Origin of the sequence: Amycolatopsis thermoflava N1165, assembly GCF_000473265.1 — a bacterium.
Lineage (GTDB): Bacteria > Actinomycetota > Actinomycetes > Mycobacteriales > Pseudonocardiaceae > Amycolatopsis_E > Amycolatopsis_E thermoflava.
On record NZ_KI421511.1, the window covers coordinates 3,719,627 to 3,735,181 of the forward strand.

The window sequence follows — 15,555 nt, forward strand, 5'->3', positions numbered from 1 at the left end:
TTTCATAATGAAGTCGGCAGCTTGCGGTAGCAGATGAGGACGCAGGCCAGGTGCATGAGGCCAAGGTGGATGTCGGCTCGGCGTTCCCAGCGGATCCGTAAACGCTTGAACTGGTGCAGCCAGGCGAACATCCGCTCAACTACCCATCTGATCTTGCCGAGACCGGAGCCGTGAGCGGTGTTCTTGCGAGCGATTCGCGGGACGATGCCCTTGTCTCGCAGGGTCTTGCGGTGATGGTCGTAGTCATAGCCGCGGTCGCCGTAGAGCCAGCGCGGGCGCTGACGAGGCCGGCCGCGTTTCCCGCGGATCACTGGAAGCGCCTCGACCAGCGGTATGAGCTGCGTGCTGTCGTGCCGGTTGCCACCAGTAACAGACACCACGAGCGGAATACCGTTGCCGTCGGTGATCACATGGTGCTTGGAACCGAGCCGAGCCCGATCGACGGGCGAGGGGCCCGTCGCTTCCCCCCTTTCAACGCCCGTACATGCGACCCATCCACCACCGCCACATCCAGATCGAGCCGATCCAGCGCTCGCAGCTGGTCAAGCAAGAGCTTGTGCACCGCGTCGAACACCCCGGCCTCGGTCCAGGCCCGCAACCGACGCCAACAGGTCACCCCGGAGCAGCCGAACACCTCACGCGGCAGCTCCCGCCACGAGATCCCGGTCTTGAGCACGAACACGATCCCCGCCAACGCCGCCCGGTCATCCACCGGCAACCGACCCGGATACCGACTCCGCCGCACAGGCCTCGGCGGCAGCAACGGCTCCACCCGCTGCCACAGACTGTCGGGAACCAACTTCTCAATCACCACATCAGCATGCCCACACTTGATCAACTACGGCCAGCAGACGCGCCGATCATTTTGAAACGAGTTGTGAAAGGAAAACCCATGAGCGTCGTCCGCACCGAGCGGAACGGGAAGATCGCCGAGGTGGTCCTGAACCGCCCGGACAAGCTCAACGCGTTCAACGACGAGCTGTTCACCACCTACGAGGAGGCGCTGGCCGAGCTGGGCGCCGACGACAGCGTGTCGGTGATCATCGTGCGTGGTGAGGGCCGCGCGTTCAGCGTCGGCTGGGACGTGAGCAAACCGCCGTCCGGCAACGGGTATGCCCACCGCACCGCGCACGAAGACTGGCTGCGCCTGCGCGGGCACATCCGGGCGTTCTCGGCGGTGTTCGACGTGCCCAAGCCGGTGGTCGCGGCCGTGCACGGCTACTGCATGGGCGGCGCGACACTGATCCCGGCGTGCGCCGACCTCGCCGTCGTCGGCGACGACACCAAGATCGCGTGGCCGGTCCTGCCGATCGGCGGCGGGATGCTCGGGCCGATGGCGATGTACGCGATCGGCCCGAAGAAGGCGAAGGAACTGTCCTACACCGCGGGCAGCCACATGATGGGCCCGGAGGCGGCCCGCCGCGGCTGGGCCAACTACTCGGTGCCCGAGACCGCGGTGCTGGACAAGGCACGCGAGGTCGCGACCGAGATCGCCAAGACCCCGTTGGACATGCTGGAGATCAAGAAGCGCGCGGCGAACGACGTCCTGGTCCGCCAGGGCTTCCGCGAAACGCTGGACAACTGCGCGGGCTGGGACGCGCTCATCCACACCTCCGCGGGCAACCGCTGGATGTCCGGGCAGCTGTCCGAGATGGGCATCTCCGCCGCCCGTGCCTGGTACGCCGAGGGCGGCTCGCTCACCCGCTGACCCACTTCCACGACAAGGAGACCCATGTCCCTGGTAGCCGTCGTCGGCGCCTCGCCCCGCAACTTCTGGACCACCTGCGCCATCCACAACCTGCGCACGCTCGACCCCGCGCTCGAGGTCGTGCCGGTGACGCCCAACCACCAAACCATCGCCGGGCTGCCGACCGTTCCGGACGTGTCCGCGCTTCCGGAAACGCCCCGCGCCGCCGTCATCGCGATCCGCCGGGAAGCCTCGGTGGAAGCCGTCCGTCAGCTGACCGCCGCGGGAACCCGGGACATCGTGCTGGTGACCGACGGTTTCGGGGAGCGCGACGACACCGGCCGGGCGTTGCAGGCCGAGCTGGTGGACATCGTCGCCGGCACCGGAACCCGGCTGTGGGGGCCGAACTGCGTCGGTTTCGCGGACTTCGCCGAGAAGGTGTGCGCGGTCGCGGAACCTGCCTGGCTGGACGCCAAACCCGGGCCGGTGTCGATCGTGTCGCAGAGCGGCGCGCTGCTGTCTGCGTTCCTCGCCGCGGCGACCGAGGAGAACCTCGGCGTCGACTTCTGCGCCTCGACCGGCAACGGCGCCGTGCTGGGCGTGCCGCAGGCGCTGAACCTGGCGCTGCGCCGGGACACCACGCGCGTGGTCTGCGTGTACCTGGAGGGCGTTTCGGAGCAGCAGCTGCCCGTGTTCCTCGACGCCTTCGAGTACGCGCGGCAGGCAGGCAAGCAGATCATCGTCCTGAAGTCCGGGGTGTCCGAACGCGGAGCGCGTGCGGTCATGTCGCACACCGCGAGTATCTCGGGCACCGACTCGGTGTTCTCCGAGCTGCTGCGTGAGCACGGGGTCCTGCGGGCGGATGGCGCCGACGAGCTGGTGCGGCTGGCCACGTTGTGCCTGCTCGGAGTGAAGGCGGGCCGGCCGCGGGCGGTGTCGGTGCTCGGCGGCTCCGGTGGCGCGGCGGCGTTGTGCAGCGACCTGGCCGACCGGCACGGGGTCAACCTGACGGTGTTCGCCGATTCGACGGTGGCGAAGATCCGGGAGCTGGCCGGGCCGGGGTCGTTCATCGACAACCCGCTCGACGTGATCGGGGTGAAGCGCCGCGAGGGCGACGACAGCATCAACGGGACCGTGTTCAAGGACCCGAACACCGGCCTGGTCCTGCTGCCGTGGAGCGTCCAGTTCCCGTCGGCGACCGAGCACGAATCGGTGCACACGTGGAACTGGGGTGATCTCTCCCGGCTGTCCGCGGAGAACGAGATGCCGCTGATCATCAACTCGATGGCGCCGGTGCCGGACACGGAGTTCGTGCGCGCGTACGGGGAGGCGCACCCGCACGTCGCGGTGCTGCACAACCTGCGGCTCACGTTCTCCGCGCTGGGCAAGCTGTTCCCCGCCCAGCCGGCGCCGGCCACGCACGCGGTCGCGGCGGAGGCACGGGTGCTGAGCGAGGCCGACTCGCGTGACCTGGTCGCCGCGGCCGGACTGCCCGTGGTGCGCGGGGTCCGGGCCGGCCGGGGCGAGGACATCGCGGCGCTGGCCGCGGACCTGCGGCCGCCGTTCGCGGTGAAGGTGATCGCGCCGGTCAGCCACAAGTCGCGGATCGGCGGCGTCGCCCTGGGCGTCGCGCAGGCCGCCGACCTGCCCGCCTGCGCGAAGGAGATCGAGTCCAACGTGGTCGCCGCCGGGTTGTCGCCGGAGGACGTCGAGGGCTTCCTGGTCGAGGAGATGGTGTTCGGGCGGGAGGTCCTGGTCGGGTTGAACACCGATCCGGTGCTGGGCCGGTACGTCGTGGTCGGGCTCGGCGGCACGGCGACCGAGCTGGCCAACCGGGCGCTGACCCGGCGGCTGCCACTGCGGCCGGGCGACGCCGAGCACCTTCTCGCCGAGGTGGGGGTGACCGGGCACGACGCCGCCGTGTCGGCGCTGGCCGGGCTGTGCGAGGCGTTCGACGGCGGCAGCCTGGGCGGCTACCAGACGGTCGAGATCAACCCGCTGATCGTGACGCCGACCGAGTGCTGGGCGGCCGACGCCGTCGTGACGGAGTTCTGATGCGCTGCTACGTCGACGGGGAGTGGATCTCCGCGGACTCGGGCGACACGCTCGAAGTCCTGGATCCGGCCACCGGCGAACTGGTCGGCACCGTGCCCGCGCTGGGTGCGAAGGAGACCCGGCGGGCCATCGAGGCGGCCGCGGCCGCGTTGCCGTCGTGGCGGTCGCTGACGGCCGCGGACCGGGCTGCGGTGATGATGCGCCTGCACGGGCTCATGCGGTCCCGGACCGACGAGCTGGCCCGGCTGCTCACCCGTGAGCAGGGCAAACCGCTGGCCGAGGCCCGTGCGGAGATCCTGTCCGGGGCGGATTTCCTCGAGTTCTACGCCGAAGAGGCCAAGCGGATCACCGGGGACGTGATCCCGGCCGACCGGGCGGGCCGCCGGCTCGTGGTGATCCGGCAGCCGGTCGGGGTGGTCGCCGCGATCACGCCGTGGAACTTCCCCAGCTCGATGATCCTGCGCAAGATCGCTCCCGCGCTGGCGGCGGGCTGCACGGTGGTCGTGAAACCCGCCGAGCTGACTCCCCTGTCCGCGCTGGCGCTGGGCGGGCTGGCCGAGGAGGCCGGCGTGCCCGCGGGGGTGCTGAACATCGTGACCGGCGAGCCCTCGGTGATCGGCCGTGAGCTGCTGGAGAGCCCGGTGGTGCGCAAGCTGTCGTTCACCGGGTCGACCGAGGTCGGCAGGCACCTGACGCGGGGCAGCGCGGACACGCTGAAACGGGTGTCGATGGAGCTGGGCGGCAACGCGCCGTTCCTGGTGTTCGACGACGCCGACCTGGACCTCGCGGTGCGGGGCGCGGTCGCGGCGAAGTTCCGCAACGCCGGGCAGACGTGCATCTCGGCCAACCGGATCTACGTGCAGGACCGGGTGCACGACGAGTTCGTGCGCCGCCTCGCCGACGCCGCGTCGTCGCTGCGGCTCGGGCACGGCCTGGACCCGGCGACGGACGTCGGGCCGCTGATCTCGTCGGCGGCGGTGACCAAAGCGGAGGGGCTGCTCGCCGGAGCGGTGGCCGCCGGAGCACGCGTGGTGACCGGCGGCCGCTCCCCCGGCGGGCGGTTCTTCGAGCCGACGGTGCTGACCGGCGTCCGGGAGGACCTGGCGCTCGGGTGCGAGGAGATCTTCGGGCCGGTCGCGCCGGTGTACTCGTTCACCGACGAGGATTCGGTGGTCGCGCGCGCCAACGCCACGGAGTTCGGCCTGGCGGCGTATGTGTACACAGAGGACTACCGGCGGGCCTGGCGGGTCGGCGAAGCCCTCGAATACGGCATGGTGGGCGTGAACGACAGCGCGATCGCGACCGCGGCCGCTCCGTTCGGCGGGATCAAGGCGTCCGGGTCCGGCCGGGAGGGCTCGCGGTACGGGATCGAGGACTACACCGAGCTGAAGTACCTCTGTCTGGGCGGACTGGGTTCCTGAGGCGTCGGCGGTGGCTTCACACGGCCGTGAAGCCACCGTCGATGACCAGTTCGGCGCCGGTGGTGTACCGCGACTCGTCCGACGCCAGGTACAGCACCCCGTACGCGACGTCCAGCGGCTCACCACGCCTGCCCAGCGGGATGCTCGCGAGCGTGCGGGCGTTGTACTCCCGCGCGGCCTCGTCCTGGCGGATCGAACCGGCCGAACCGGTTTCGATCGATCCCGGGTGGACGGAGTTGACGCGGATCCCACGCGGGGCGTAGGTGGCGGCGTCCGCCTTGGTCATCAGCCGCACCGCGCCCTTGGTGGCGTGGTAGACCGGCAGCATCGAGTTGCCGACCAGGCCGTACATCGACGACATGTTGACGATGCTGCCGCCGTCCGGCATGTGCGGGACCGCGTGTTTGGTGCACAGCCAGGTGCCGCGGACGTTGACCGCGAAGGCGTTGTCGAACTCCTCGACGGTCACCTCGTGTGACGGCTTGCGCGGCCCGGCGATGCCGGCGTTGTTGACCAGGACGTCGATGCGCCCATGCTCCTCGACGACGCTTCGCATGGCCTGGGCCACCTGGGTTTCGTCGCGGATGTCCACACTCTGCTCACCGGTCACGTCGAACCCGGTGACGCTCGCGCCGTTCTCGGTCAGCAGCCGCGCGATCGCGGCGCCGAGGCCGCGGGCCGCGCCGGTGACCACGCAGACCTTGCCCGCGACCCGGTTCACGCGGGCCTCGCCGAGATCGCCGAGCCGCCGCCGTCGACGCGGATCACCTGTCCCGTCAGGTAACTCGCCTGGGGCGAGGCCAGGAAGCAGACCACCGCGGCGACCTCCTCCGGCCGTCCCATCCGTCCCAACGGGATGGTCGTCTCCCAGCGCGCCCTCGCTTCGTCGTCGGACCAGGCGTCGTCGTTGATGGCTGTGCGGACGAAACCGGGGTTGACGACGTTGACCGTGACCCCGCGCGGCGCGAGCTCGGCGGCGAGTTCCTTGGTGAGCGCGACAACGCCGCCCTTGGACGCGGTGTAGGCAGGGTAGGCGTAGCCGCGGTCGGCGGCGCCGGAGCCGATGTTGACGATCCGCTTGTCCGACCCGGTCGTCAGGTGGGGCAGGGCGGCGCGCACGACGCGGAAGGTGCCGGACAGGTTGACGTCCAGGACGTTGTGCCACGTTTCCCAGGTGGTGTCCCGGATTCCCGCGCGGGCGAGCACACCGGCGGCGTTGACCACGATGTCGATCCGGCCGTGCTCGTGCACGGTCTGCTCCACCGCGGCCGCGACCTGCTCGTCGCTGGTGACGTCACAGGTGATCTGGAGAGTGCCGGGCGGGGCGGTGCCGGCGCGGTCGAGTGCCGCGACCCGAACGCCCTCGTCGACGAACTGCCGCGCGATGGAAGCGCCGATCCCCGAAGCGGCGCCCGTCACGAGAGCGACCCTTTTCCCAGTCATGGCAACGACCTCTCTGTCGAACCTGCCCTTGACTGGAACATGACACGTGCGTCATTGTCAATGCGTGATCGACGAACTCGTTGCCAGAGCGGAAATCACGGACGTGCTGTGCCGGTACGCGCACGCCATCGACCGCGGGGACCGCGCGCTGGCGCGGACGTGCTACCACCCCGACGCGACGGACGACCACGGCCGGTTCAGCGGGACCGTGGACGAGTTGTTCGCGTTCTTCGAGTCGTACGGCGCGAGCCTGGCCGGCACGTGGCACTTCCTCGGCACGCCGACGATCGTGGTGGACGGCGACCGAGCGGAGGCGGAGACGTACTGCCTGTACCGCAAGGACCCGCTCGAGGGCGAGCCGCTGTTCCAGGGGCTGCGGTACCACGACGTGTTCTCCCGCCGCGAGGACCACTGGCGAATCGCGCGGCGGACGGTGATCCTGGACTGGGAGCACACGTCACCAGAGCCACCCGCCGCGCCAAGCCCACCCACCTGGAAGCGCGGCGCGCGGGGCGACGCCGACCCGGCCGCCTCCCTCACCCGGCTGTTGCGCTGAGCCGTCGCCAGCTTGGCGATTGGTCACCTGGTGGATCCGGCTCGTCCCGTCGTACAGCCGCACGTCCCATCGTCCGGTAGGGCTCACCGGTGGTCAGCCCCGGCGTCCCGCCGAACCGTCCACCCCGCGATTCCGCAGCTCGCATCGATCGCAGTCGTGTGCATGACTTGCGCCACACTCCTGGAGGATGGGCGACCATCCGCGAGGTGATGGAGCACCTGGGCCACGCCTCGATCGCGGCCAACCTCTACGGTCACGTGCTGGACCAGGCGAAGCGTCAGATGGCCGAGCGGACGAACCAGCTGGCGACTGATGTCACCCCTGGATGCCAACAGGGCCCCGGATGATCTCCGGGGCCCTGTTTGCGCTGCTCCCCCGGCTGGACTCGAACCAGCAACCCTTCGGTTAACAGCCGAATGCTCTGCCAATTGAGCTACAGGGGAACGCTCTGGCCTGCCCGGATCGCTCCGGGCTGACGGGAGAGAACTCTAGCTCATGGGCGATCGCGCTCTGCAAGCACCCCCCGGCAGTTTCGCGCGCGTTGGGGGACAATGAGTGATCGAGCCGGAGACACCAGGAGGCGGGCATGAAGACTTTCCTGCTCGGCGCGGCCGTCGGGTACGTGCTCGGGGCGCGGGCGGGGCGTGCGAGGTACGAGCAGATCGTGCGGACCTACCGGGCGGTCGCCGACCACCCCGCGGTCCAGGGCGCCGCCGGCGTCGTGCGCGCCAAGGTCGGCGAGAAGGTGGGTGACAAGCTGCCGTTCGCGCGCTCCCACAGCGGTCCGAACGGCCACCGGGCCCGCGAACCGAAGGCGACCCAGGCCTGACCGCCGCCAGGCGGCCGGCTCCGCGGGATCAGGTGAGCTCAGGGCTGCAGGAACGCCCGGGCGGCTGGGACAGTTCCCCCTGGCGGTGGAACATCACGACACGGTGGGTGACCGTCGGCGTCAGTGGGCGGACCACGCCACCCCCGGCGGGCGGCGTCGCTCGCGTGCGGCTCGGGAGCACCGTGGCGCCGACCCCGAACAGCTCCACGATCCCGTCCCGGTGCGCGATCCGCGCGGCGACCTCGGTGCGCACCCCGGCAGCCTGGCGTTCACACTCCTGAAATGCGGGCCGACAGCACCAGCCGAAGCGGCAAGATGCAAACAGAGGCGTTCCTCCGGCTGGCCGGCACCACCGACGTGACCTCAAACGCTCCGCAGCACCGACACCACGGCGCCCAGGATCACGGCCCGGTCGCCGTCGATTACTTCGTACGCTGGGTTTCGCGGCTCCAGGTACACGTGTCCGTTGCGGCGCCGGTAGACCTTCACCGTCGCCTCTTCGTCGATCATCGCCGCGACGATTTGGCCCGAGTGGGCCTCCGACTGCTGCCGCACGACCACGATGTCGCCGTCGCAGATCGCGGCGTCGATCATCGAGTCGCCGCGGACCCGCAGGCCGAACACCGTGCCGCGTCCGGTCAGTTCCCTCGGCAGGGTCAGCGTGTCGTCCAGCTGCTCGATCGCCGAGATCGGCGTGCCCGCCGCGATGTCGCCCACCACGGGCACCGGCACCGAATCGTCCGAATCCGTCCGCGACGACGAACCGGACAGGAACGCCCGCACGTCGATCGGCCGGGACATCGTCGCGCTGCGGCGCAGGAAACCCTTCTCCTCCAAGGCCGCCAGGTGCTTCGACACCGACGACGAGGACCGCAGCCCGACCGCCTCCCCGATCTCCCGCGTGTTCGGCGCGTACCCGTACCGGTTCACCCAATCGCGGATCGCGACCAGGATCCGCTGCTGCCGCTCGGGCAGTGACGCCACGTCCAGGTGCTCGAAAAGATCGTCGTAGGAGGTCACCCGCGGATGTTAGACGCTCACACCCGCGCCACCGCGAACACCCGCCGGAACGGGAACCACGTCGTCCCGTCCGCGCGCGGCGGGTAGGCCTCGTTCAGCAACGGCGCCAGCTCGGCCCGGAACCGCTGCCACCCCTCGTCGTCCAGCGCCGCCCGCACCGGCCGCAACGCGGTCCCGGTGATCCACTCCAGCACCGCGTCCGGCCCGCTCAGCCGCTGCACGTACGTGGTCTCCCAGGCGTCCACCGAGCACCCCGCGTCGGCGAACAACTCCGCGTACTCCACCGGCGAGTCGACCGCTTCGACGCCCCGCAGCCCGCCCAGCCGCGCCGACCACTCCGGCCGGGCCGCCACCTCCCGCACCAGCGTGTGCGACGGCGAGTCCATGTTCCCCGGCACCTGCATCGCGAACCACGCGCCCGACGGCAGCTCCCCCACCCAGCGCCGCAGCAACGCACGATGCTCCGGCACCCACTGCAACACCGCGTTGGTGACCACCACGTCCGTGTCCGGCTCCGGCGACCACTCGCGCACGTCGGCCACCCGCGCGTCGACACCCGCCGCGCGCGCCGCCTCGACCATCTCCGGCGAGCTGTCCAGCGCCTCCAGCTTCGCCCCCGGCCAGCGCGAAGCGAGCGACACCGTCAGGTTCCCGGGCCCGCAGCCCAGGTCCACGACCCGCCGTGGTTCAGCCGCGGCGATCCGGCCGATCAGGTCGTAGAACGGGCGTCCCCGCAGGTCCGCGTAGTCGAGGTACTTCGCAGGATCCCACACAGTACGAGCGTACTGCTAAGCCTGGGGCGGCGCCAGCTTCTCCGCGGCCTCCCGCGCGATCGCCGCGACGATCTCGAGGTCGACGCCGGGATCCGGCCGCGCCTGCAGCACCACACCGTCGCGCCCGGGCAGTTTCCGCTGCACGAACCACACCCCGCCGCTGGTCAGCTCCGCCCGGTGGCGCGCCCGGATCGAGCCGTCCACGCGCTGCCGGACCAGCCACGGCACCTTGCCCGGCCGCGGCAGCTCGAACCGCACCGGCTCGCGGTCGCGCAGCACCACCGCGGCGCCGGCCGTGCCGGTCTCGTCGGCCTCGGTGACCGTCAGCGCGCCGTCACCCCAGGTCGCCTTGCTGATCAGGTGCCAGCCGATCCGCCGGGCGCCCTCGGGCACCGGAACCCACAGCCCCAGCTCGGTGACCACCAGGTGCCCGCCACCGCGGATCGGCGCCGACCCGATCGCGTTCTCCCCCTCGGCCAGCCGTCCGGGGAAGTCCTCCGGCAGCGGGTCGCCGATCAGCCGTCGCAGCCACCGCACGGCCTACCCCAGCCCGCCGATGGCCTGCGCCTTGAGCGCCTTGCGGTACTCCTCCAGCGCGACGAGGTCCCCGAACAACGCGCGGTAGTCGTCGGCCGCCTCGATCGGCGACAGCCGCTGCAGTCGCGACTTGATCTCCGCGATCTGCCGTCCGACCAGGTTCTCCTGCACCGCGGCGATCATGCTGCCGATGTAGTGCCCGTCGGCCTCCCCCTTGGCGCGCAGCGGTTCCACGGCCAGCTCGGACAGCAGCGAGCGCACCGGCCCGTCGGGCGTGTACGGGGTCGCCGCGTCGATCAGCGCCGGCCCGGCCAGCCCGCTGCCCGTGCCGCCGGCCTTGAGCACCGCGCGGTGCACCGCGACGTACGCGGGGTGGGTGAAGGCCTCCTCGGGCAGCGCGTCGTACTCCGGGCCCGCGTACGCCGGCTCCTGCAGCGCCGCCTTGAGCACCTCGCGCTGCGCCATCAGCCGCGGGTCGTTCGGGTCCGGGCGCGGCACGTCCGCCGCCGGGGCGCCGTTGACCCGCTGCACCGGCTTGCGCCCGTTGGTCCGGACCGCGCCGCCCGCGCTCTCCCGCACTCGCCGCACGACCATGGCCTCGTCCTGCCAGCCGACCCACCACGACAGCTTGGTGGCGTAGCCGTCCCGCTTCGCGCGGTCCTTGATCTGCGCGACCAGCGGCACGGTGCGCTGCAGCGCGGCGACCTGCCCGTCGACCGAGTCGAGGTCGTACTCCTTGAGGATGCTGCGGATCGCGAACTCGAACAGCGGCGTGCGGCGGGCGACCAGGTCGCGCACCGAGGCCTCGCCCTTGGCGAGCCGCAGGTCGCACGGGTCCATGCCGTCGGGCGCTACCGCGATGTAGGTCTGGCCGGCGAAGGTCTGCTCACCCTCGAACGCCTTCAGCGCCGCCTTCTGGCCCGCCTCGTCGCCGTCGAAGGTGAAGATGATCTCGCCGCGGAACGCGTCGTCGTCCATCAGCAGGCGGCGCAGCACCTTCATGTGGTCCTCGCCGAACGCCGTGCCGCAGGACGCGACCGCGGTCGGCACGCCGGACGCGTGCATCGCCATCACGTCGGTGTAGCCCTCGACGACGACCACCTGGTGGCGCTTGGCGATCTCCCGCTTGGCCAGGTCGAGCCCGAACAGCACCTGCGACTTCTTGTAGATCGGGCTCTCGCTGGTGTTGAGGTACTTGGCCTGGATCGGGTCGTCGTCGTGCAGCCGCCGCGCGCCGAACCCGACGACGTCGCCGGACAGGTCGCGGATCGGCCACACCAGCCGGCGGTGGAACCGGTCGATCGGGCCCTGGCGGCCCTCCTTGACCAGCTGCGCCTTGAGCAGCTCGCTGAACTCGAACCCGCGGTTGAGCAGGTACTTCGTCAGCTTGTCCCAGCCGGCCGGGGCGTAGCCGCAGCTGAACGTGCGGGCCGCGGTCTCGTCGAAGCCACGCTCGGCCAGGAAGTCGCGGGCGATCTGGGCCTCCGGCGTGCGCAGCTGCTCGGCGTAGAACTCCGCGGCGGCCTTGTGCGCCTCGACCATGCGGGTGCGCGTGCCGCGGTCGCGCTGGACGCTGCCGCCGCCACCCTCGTAGGTGAGCCGGAACCCGACGCGGTCGGCCAGCCGCTCGACCGCCTCGACGAACGGGAGGTGGTCGATCTTCATCAGGAACTTGATGACGTCGCCACCCTCACCGCAGCCGAAGCAGTGGAAGGTGCCGTGCGTTGGCCGGACGTTGAACGACGGGGTCTTCTCGTCGTGGAACGGGCACAGCCCCTTCAGCGCTCCCCCGCCGGCGTTGCGCAGGGCCACGTAATCGCCCACGACCTCGTCGATCCGGTTGCGCTGGCGCACCTCCGCGATGTCACTTTCCCGGATCCGGCCTGCCACGACGACCAGTCTAGTGACCGGCGGGGCCGGGTCGTACGGCACACTCGGGTGTGTGAGCACGCTGGATGGGGTCGCCGCGGAGTTCGCCGCGCTGCGCCCGCACCTGACCGCCGTCGCCTACCGGCTGACCGGTTCGGTGAGCGACGCCGAGGACGCGGTGCAGGAGTCGTGGCTGCGCCTGGCCGCGCTGGACGAGGACAAGCGTGCGGAGATCCACGAGCTGCGCGCCTGGCTGACCACGGTGGTCGGGCGGATCTGCCTGGACCGGCTCCGCTCGGCGACCGCGCGCCGGGAGAAGTACGTCGGCCAGTGGCTGCCGGAACCGATCGTCACGCCGCTGGGCGCGCCGTCCGCGGACGATCCGCTGGAGGCCGCCGTCCGCGACGAGGGCGTGCGCATGGCGGCGATGATCGTGCTCGACAAGCTCACGCCCGAGCAGCGGGTGGCGTTCGTGCTGCACGACGCGTTCGCCGTGCCGTTCGACGAGATCGCGGAGATCCTGGGCGTCACCACGGCGACGGCGCGGCAGCACGCGTCGCGCGGACGCCGGGCGCTGGACGACGCGCAGCCGCCGCCGCGCGCGGAGCTGGCCGAGCAGCAGGAGATCCTCGACCGGTTCATGACGGCGCTGGCGAAGGGCGACGTGCGGGCGGTGGCCGAGGTGCTGCACCCGGACGTCGTGCTCATCGGCGACAGCGACGGCAAAGCGAAGACCACGGTGCAGGTCATGGTGGGCGCGGACAAGATCATCCGCTTCTTCCTCGGCCTGCTGCGGTTCTACCGGCCGGAGGCGCTGGCCGGCGGCCGCCCGTTGCTGGTCAACGGCGATCTCGGGATCTACCTGCCGCCCGCCCCCGGCGGCGACGGCTACCGGCCGCTGGACGCGCACCTGGAGACGTTCACCGTCCGGGACGGGCTGATCACCGCGATCTACGACCAGGCGAACCCCGACAAGCTCAGCCGGCTTGTGGAACCCGGCACGCGTCCCCGGACGTGAAGCCCTGGTCGGTGATGTCGAGGGCGCTGTTGACGCGGGCGCGCTGGTTCTCCAGGCCGATCAGGTAGGTCAGCTCGATGAGCCCGGGCCGGCCGAACTCGCGCTCCAGCTCGGCGACCTGCTCGTCGGTGACCGCGACCGGAGTCTCGGACATCGCGTCGGCGTAGGCGAGGGCGAGGCGTTCCTGGCGGGTGAACAGCTCCGACGTGGCGTAGTCGTCGATGTTCTTCAGACGGTCGATGTCCAGGCCGTGGTGCTTCTGCAGCATGGTGCCGAAGTCGACGCACCACGAGCAGCCCAGCCGCACGGCCGTCCGGTACTGGGCGAGCTCGGCCACGTTCACCGGCAGGTGCTTGATCGCCTTCTCGACGAGCATCTCGTGGATGCCGCTGGCGCGCATCAGGGCGGGCCGGTGCGCGACGACGGCGAACGGCTCCGGCACGGCGCCGAAACGCTTGCGCGCGTAGCGGTAGACGAGCTTGGTGAGCGGGCCGGCGTCCTTTTCGGACACCACTGGGATGCGTGGCATGTCGTCCTCCTTCGTGGTCCTGCCGTGGGGACGAGACGGCCGCGCGAGATGTGACAGCGAGCGGGTGGCGCCGGGTCACCGCGCCGCGACGGCTGCGGCACAGGCCTCGGGATCGTCGGCCACCGCCGGCGCCGTGGCGGCGATGATGGCGTCCAGCCTGGCGCGTGCGGCCAGCAAACCGGCCACGGCCTCGTCGATGCGTTCGCGCCTCGGTCCCATGGGCCTCGCCCTCGCCGAGACGCTGCACAGCCACGGCCACCCCACGACCGTGTGGGCCGCCGCGCGCGCTTCCTCGGGGATGCCGGAGTTGAGGTTCACCAGCACCCGGCCGCGCAAGGCGTCGCCGGCGGAGCCGAAGACCTCGTACATGGTCTCGTAGTCCTTGAGGCACATGATCGTGGCCGGGTGGGCGGCCGAGCGGGCATGTCCTACCTGGACGGTGCGATCATGGTGCCCCCGCCCATGGTCGGACAACCCGGATCCGTCTTCCTCTACAGCGGTTCCCGGGAGGTTTTCGACGAGCACCGGCGACGCCGCGCGGGCGATCGCGGACGGCCACGGCGGCAAGAGCTACCTGGCCGTGTTCGAGGTCTTCAAGAAAGCGGCGAGCTAGCCGGCGGCTTCCCGGGGTGTGACAGCGAGCGCCACGGCCATCGCGAGAGCGGCGCACGCGAACGCGATCGTCAACCCCGGGCTGCCGAAACCGCCGGTGCACAGCACCGCGACCGTGCCGAGGCCCGCGGTGCCGACGACGCCTCCGGCCTGGCGCGCGAAGGCCAGCACGCCCATGCTCGCGCCCAGCACGTCCTTCGCCGCGGTGGTCTGCAGGAGCAGCGTGTACGCCGACGCGGTGAGCCCGAACGCGGCACCGGCCAGGAACAGCCCCGGCACGAGCACGGCCACACCGGCGTGCGGTGCGAGGGCCAGCAGGACGAGACCCACCGCGCCGCTGGTGCAACCGAGCCGTCCCCACGCCGCCAGGTCCGGCCACCGGCGCGCCCACGCCGCGAAGGACGCCGAGGTGACCAGCTGACCGGCCGTCATCGCGGTGAGCAGCGCGGACGTGGCGCCGATCAGCCCGATGACCAGGGAGACGTAGGTGAAGGTCCCGAACAACGCGAGCCCGGACAACGCGGTGACGACGACCGCGCGACGGGTGGTGCGGTCGGCGAACATCGCGCGGACGGCGGGTCGCAGCGGCGGGGTCCGGCCGGTTCCGGTGGGCATGCCACGGAAACCGATCGCGAGGGCGATCAGGCACAGCGGGAGGTTGAGCAGAAAGATCCACCGCCAGCCCGGTCCGGCGACGAGCAGCGCGCCGAGCGGCGGGCCGCCGACGGAGGCGAGCGCGAAGACCGCCGTCTGCCACCCCGCGCGGCGGATCAGCTGGTCGCGGTCGAACATCTCGCCGAGCGCGCTCATCGCGGTGACGACGAGCCCGCTGCCGCCGATGCCCTGGACGGCTCGCGCGGCGACGAGCGTGGCGATGTCCGGTGCGGCGGCGCAGGCGGCCGACGCGGCGGCGAAGACGAGGACGGACCCGGTGAAGACGGCGCGCCGGCCGTGGCGGTCGCCGAGCCTGCCGAGCACGAGCGTGGCGAACGTGACCGTGACCAGGTAGGCGGTGGTGACCCCGGCGACGGCCGTCCCCGCGGCGAGGTCGGCCTGCAGGGCGGGCAGTGCTGCGACGACGACGGTGGTGTCGAGCTGTGCCATCAGCATGCCGAGCAGCAGCGCGGCGAAGGCCTGGTCTTTTGCGTGCATTTCGCACATATTATGCGTGCGTTTTGCACGCATGCAAGGATGTCGGCTGACGGA

The 15,555-nt window shown here is 71.2% G+C and carries 18 protein-coding genes and 1 tRNA gene; 7 read left to right on the forward strand and 12 right to left on the reverse strand.

Annotation, left to right across the window (positions count from 1 at the left end; translation table 11 throughout):
- Positions 1-2: 2 nt before the first annotated feature.
- A protein-coding gene (locus tag AMYTH_RS47960) for an IS5 family transposase (RefSeq protein ID WP_157360499.1) occupies positions 3-811 on the reverse strand; the annotation gives its coding sequence in 2 pieces (ribosomal slippage) (positions 3-460 and positions 460-811; 810 coding nt in all).
- An 81-nt stretch (positions 812-892) separates the two neighbouring features.
- On the opposite strand from AMYTH_RS47960, the gene AMYTH_RS0118270 reads away from it, so the two are divergent.
- Genes AMYTH_RS0118270 through AMYTH_RS0118280 form a run of 3 tightly spaced genes read left to right on the forward strand, consistent with a single transcriptional unit; the run spans position 893 to position 5,163 of the window.
- Positions 893-1,708 carry an enoyl-CoA hydratase/isomerase family protein gene (locus AMYTH_RS0118270; RefSeq protein WP_051362742.1) on the forward strand — a complete coding sequence of 272 codons (816 nt, stop codon included), beginning with the start codon at positions 893-895 and terminating at the stop codon, positions 1,706-1,708.
- A 24-nt stretch (positions 1,709-1,732) separates the two neighbouring features.
- Positions 1,733-3,742 (forward strand): acetate--CoA ligase family protein, encoded by a 2,010-nt coding sequence (locus AMYTH_RS0118275; protein WP_027931547.1) that lies wholly within the window; start codon positions 1,733-1,735, stop codon positions 3,740-3,742.
- The gene (locus tag AMYTH_RS0118280) at positions 3,742-5,163 is read left to right on the forward strand and encodes an NAD-dependent succinate-semialdehyde dehydrogenase (protein ID WP_051362743.1); all 1,422 of its coding nucleotides are present in this window, start codon (positions 3,742-3,744) and stop codon (positions 5,161-5,163) included. Before AMYTH_RS0118275 ends, AMYTH_RS0118280 begins: the two co-directional genes overlap by 1 nt.
- Positions 5,164-5,179: 16 nt before the next feature.
- Here AMYTH_RS0118280 and AMYTH_RS0118285 read toward each other — a convergent pair whose 3' ends face one another.
- On the reverse strand, positions 5,180-5,884 hold the full coding sequence (locus AMYTH_RS0118285) for an SDR family NAD(P)-dependent oxidoreductase (protein ID WP_027931549.1): 705 nt from the start codon (positions 5,882-5,884) through the stop codon (positions 5,180-5,182).
- Positions 5,881-6,606 carry an SDR family NAD(P)-dependent oxidoreductase gene (locus tag AMYTH_RS0118290; protein ID WP_027931550.1) on the reverse strand — a complete coding sequence of 242 codons (726 nt, stop codon included), beginning with the start codon at positions 6,604-6,606 and terminating at the stop codon, positions 5,881-5,883. Before AMYTH_RS0118290 ends, AMYTH_RS0118285 begins: the two co-directional genes overlap by 4 nt.
- Before the next feature lie 64 nt (positions 6,607-6,670).
- Between AMYTH_RS0118290 and AMYTH_RS45250 the strand changes: the two genes are divergently transcribed.
- Positions 6,671-7,162: a nuclear transport factor 2 family protein gene (locus tag AMYTH_RS45250; protein WP_051362744.1), complete on the forward strand. Its 492-nt coding sequence runs from the start codon at positions 6,671-6,673 to the stop codon at positions 7,160-7,162.
- Between the two features lie 206 nt (positions 7,163-7,368).
- Entirely contained in the window at positions 7,369-7,509 is a 141-nt protein-coding gene (locus AMYTH_RS48920) for a hypothetical protein (protein WP_157360629.1), read from the forward strand.
- A gap of 23 nt (positions 7,510-7,532) precedes the next feature.
- Here AMYTH_RS48920 and AMYTH_RS0118305 read toward each other — a convergent pair.
- Positions 7,533-7,605, reverse strand: a tRNA-Asn gene (locus AMYTH_RS0118305).
- Between the two features lie 143 nt (positions 7,606-7,748).
- Here AMYTH_RS0118305 and AMYTH_RS0118310 point away from each other — a divergent pair.
- Positions 7,749-7,991, forward strand: a complete 243-nt coding sequence (locus tag AMYTH_RS0118310; protein WP_017981268.1) for a hypothetical protein — start codon at positions 7,749-7,751, stop codon at positions 7,989-7,991.
- A 28-nt stretch (positions 7,992-8,019) separates the two neighbouring features.
- Here AMYTH_RS0118310 and AMYTH_RS0118315 read toward each other — a convergent pair whose 3' ends face one another.
- The 5 genes from AMYTH_RS0118315 to dnaG all read right to left on the reverse strand — a co-directional run bounded on the left by AMYTH_RS0118315 (position 8,020) and on the right by dnaG (position 12,211).
- Positions 8,020-8,244, reverse strand: a complete 225-nt coding sequence (locus tag AMYTH_RS0118315; protein WP_027931551.1) for a hypothetical protein — start codon at positions 8,242-8,244, stop codon at positions 8,020-8,022.
- Positions 8,245-8,354: 110 nt separating this feature from the next.
- On the reverse strand, positions 8,355-9,011 hold the full coding sequence (gene lexA, locus AMYTH_RS0118320) for a transcriptional repressor LexA (RefSeq protein WP_027931552.1): 657 nt from the start codon (positions 9,009-9,011) through the stop codon (positions 8,355-8,357).
- Positions 9,012-9,028: 17 nt separating this feature from the next.
- Positions 9,029-9,784: a trans-aconitate 2-methyltransferase gene (locus AMYTH_RS0118325; protein ID WP_027931553.1), complete on the reverse strand. Its 756-nt coding sequence runs from the start codon at positions 9,782-9,784 to the stop codon at positions 9,029-9,031.
- Positions 9,785-9,799: 15 nt separating this feature from the next.
- Positions 9,800-10,321 (reverse strand): hypothetical protein, encoded by a 522-nt coding sequence (locus tag AMYTH_RS0118330; RefSeq protein WP_027931554.1) that lies wholly within the window; start codon positions 10,319-10,321, stop codon positions 9,800-9,802.
- Positions 10,322-10,324: 3 nt separating this feature from the next.
- Positions 10,325-12,211 (reverse strand): DNA primase, encoded by a 1,887-nt coding sequence (gene dnaG, locus AMYTH_RS0118335; protein WP_017981264.1) that lies wholly within the window; start codon positions 12,209-12,211, stop codon positions 10,325-10,327.
- Positions 12,212-12,224: 13 nt separating this feature from the next.
- Between dnaG and AMYTH_RS0118340 the strand changes: the two genes are divergently transcribed.
- Complete coding sequence (locus AMYTH_RS0118340) at positions 12,225-13,208, forward strand: sigma-70 family RNA polymerase sigma factor (RefSeq protein ID WP_027931555.1); 984 nt, start codon at positions 12,225-12,227, stop codon at positions 13,206-13,208.
- On the opposite strand, the gene AMYTH_RS0118345 is transcribed toward AMYTH_RS0118340, so the two are convergent.
- The 3 genes from AMYTH_RS0118345 to AMYTH_RS0118355 form a co-directional block, all read right to left on the reverse strand.
- Entirely contained in the window at positions 13,168-13,737 is a 570-nt protein-coding gene (locus AMYTH_RS0118345) for a carboxymuconolactone decarboxylase family protein (RefSeq protein ID WP_027931556.1), read from the reverse strand. The two genes, AMYTH_RS0118340 and AMYTH_RS0118345, sit on opposite strands and share 41 nt — an antisense overlap.
- Before the next feature lie 75 nt (positions 13,738-13,812).
- Positions 13,813-14,106: a hypothetical protein gene (locus tag AMYTH_RS49945; protein ID WP_209440776.1), complete on the reverse strand. Its 294-nt coding sequence runs from the start codon at positions 14,104-14,106 to the stop codon at positions 13,813-13,815.
- Positions 14,107-14,346: 240 nt separating this feature from the next.
- On the reverse strand, positions 14,347-15,501 hold the full coding sequence (locus tag AMYTH_RS0118355; protein ID WP_027931558.1) for an MFS transporter: 1,155 nt from the start codon (positions 15,499-15,501) through the stop codon (positions 14,347-14,349).
- Positions 15,502-15,555 lie beyond the last annotated feature (54 nt).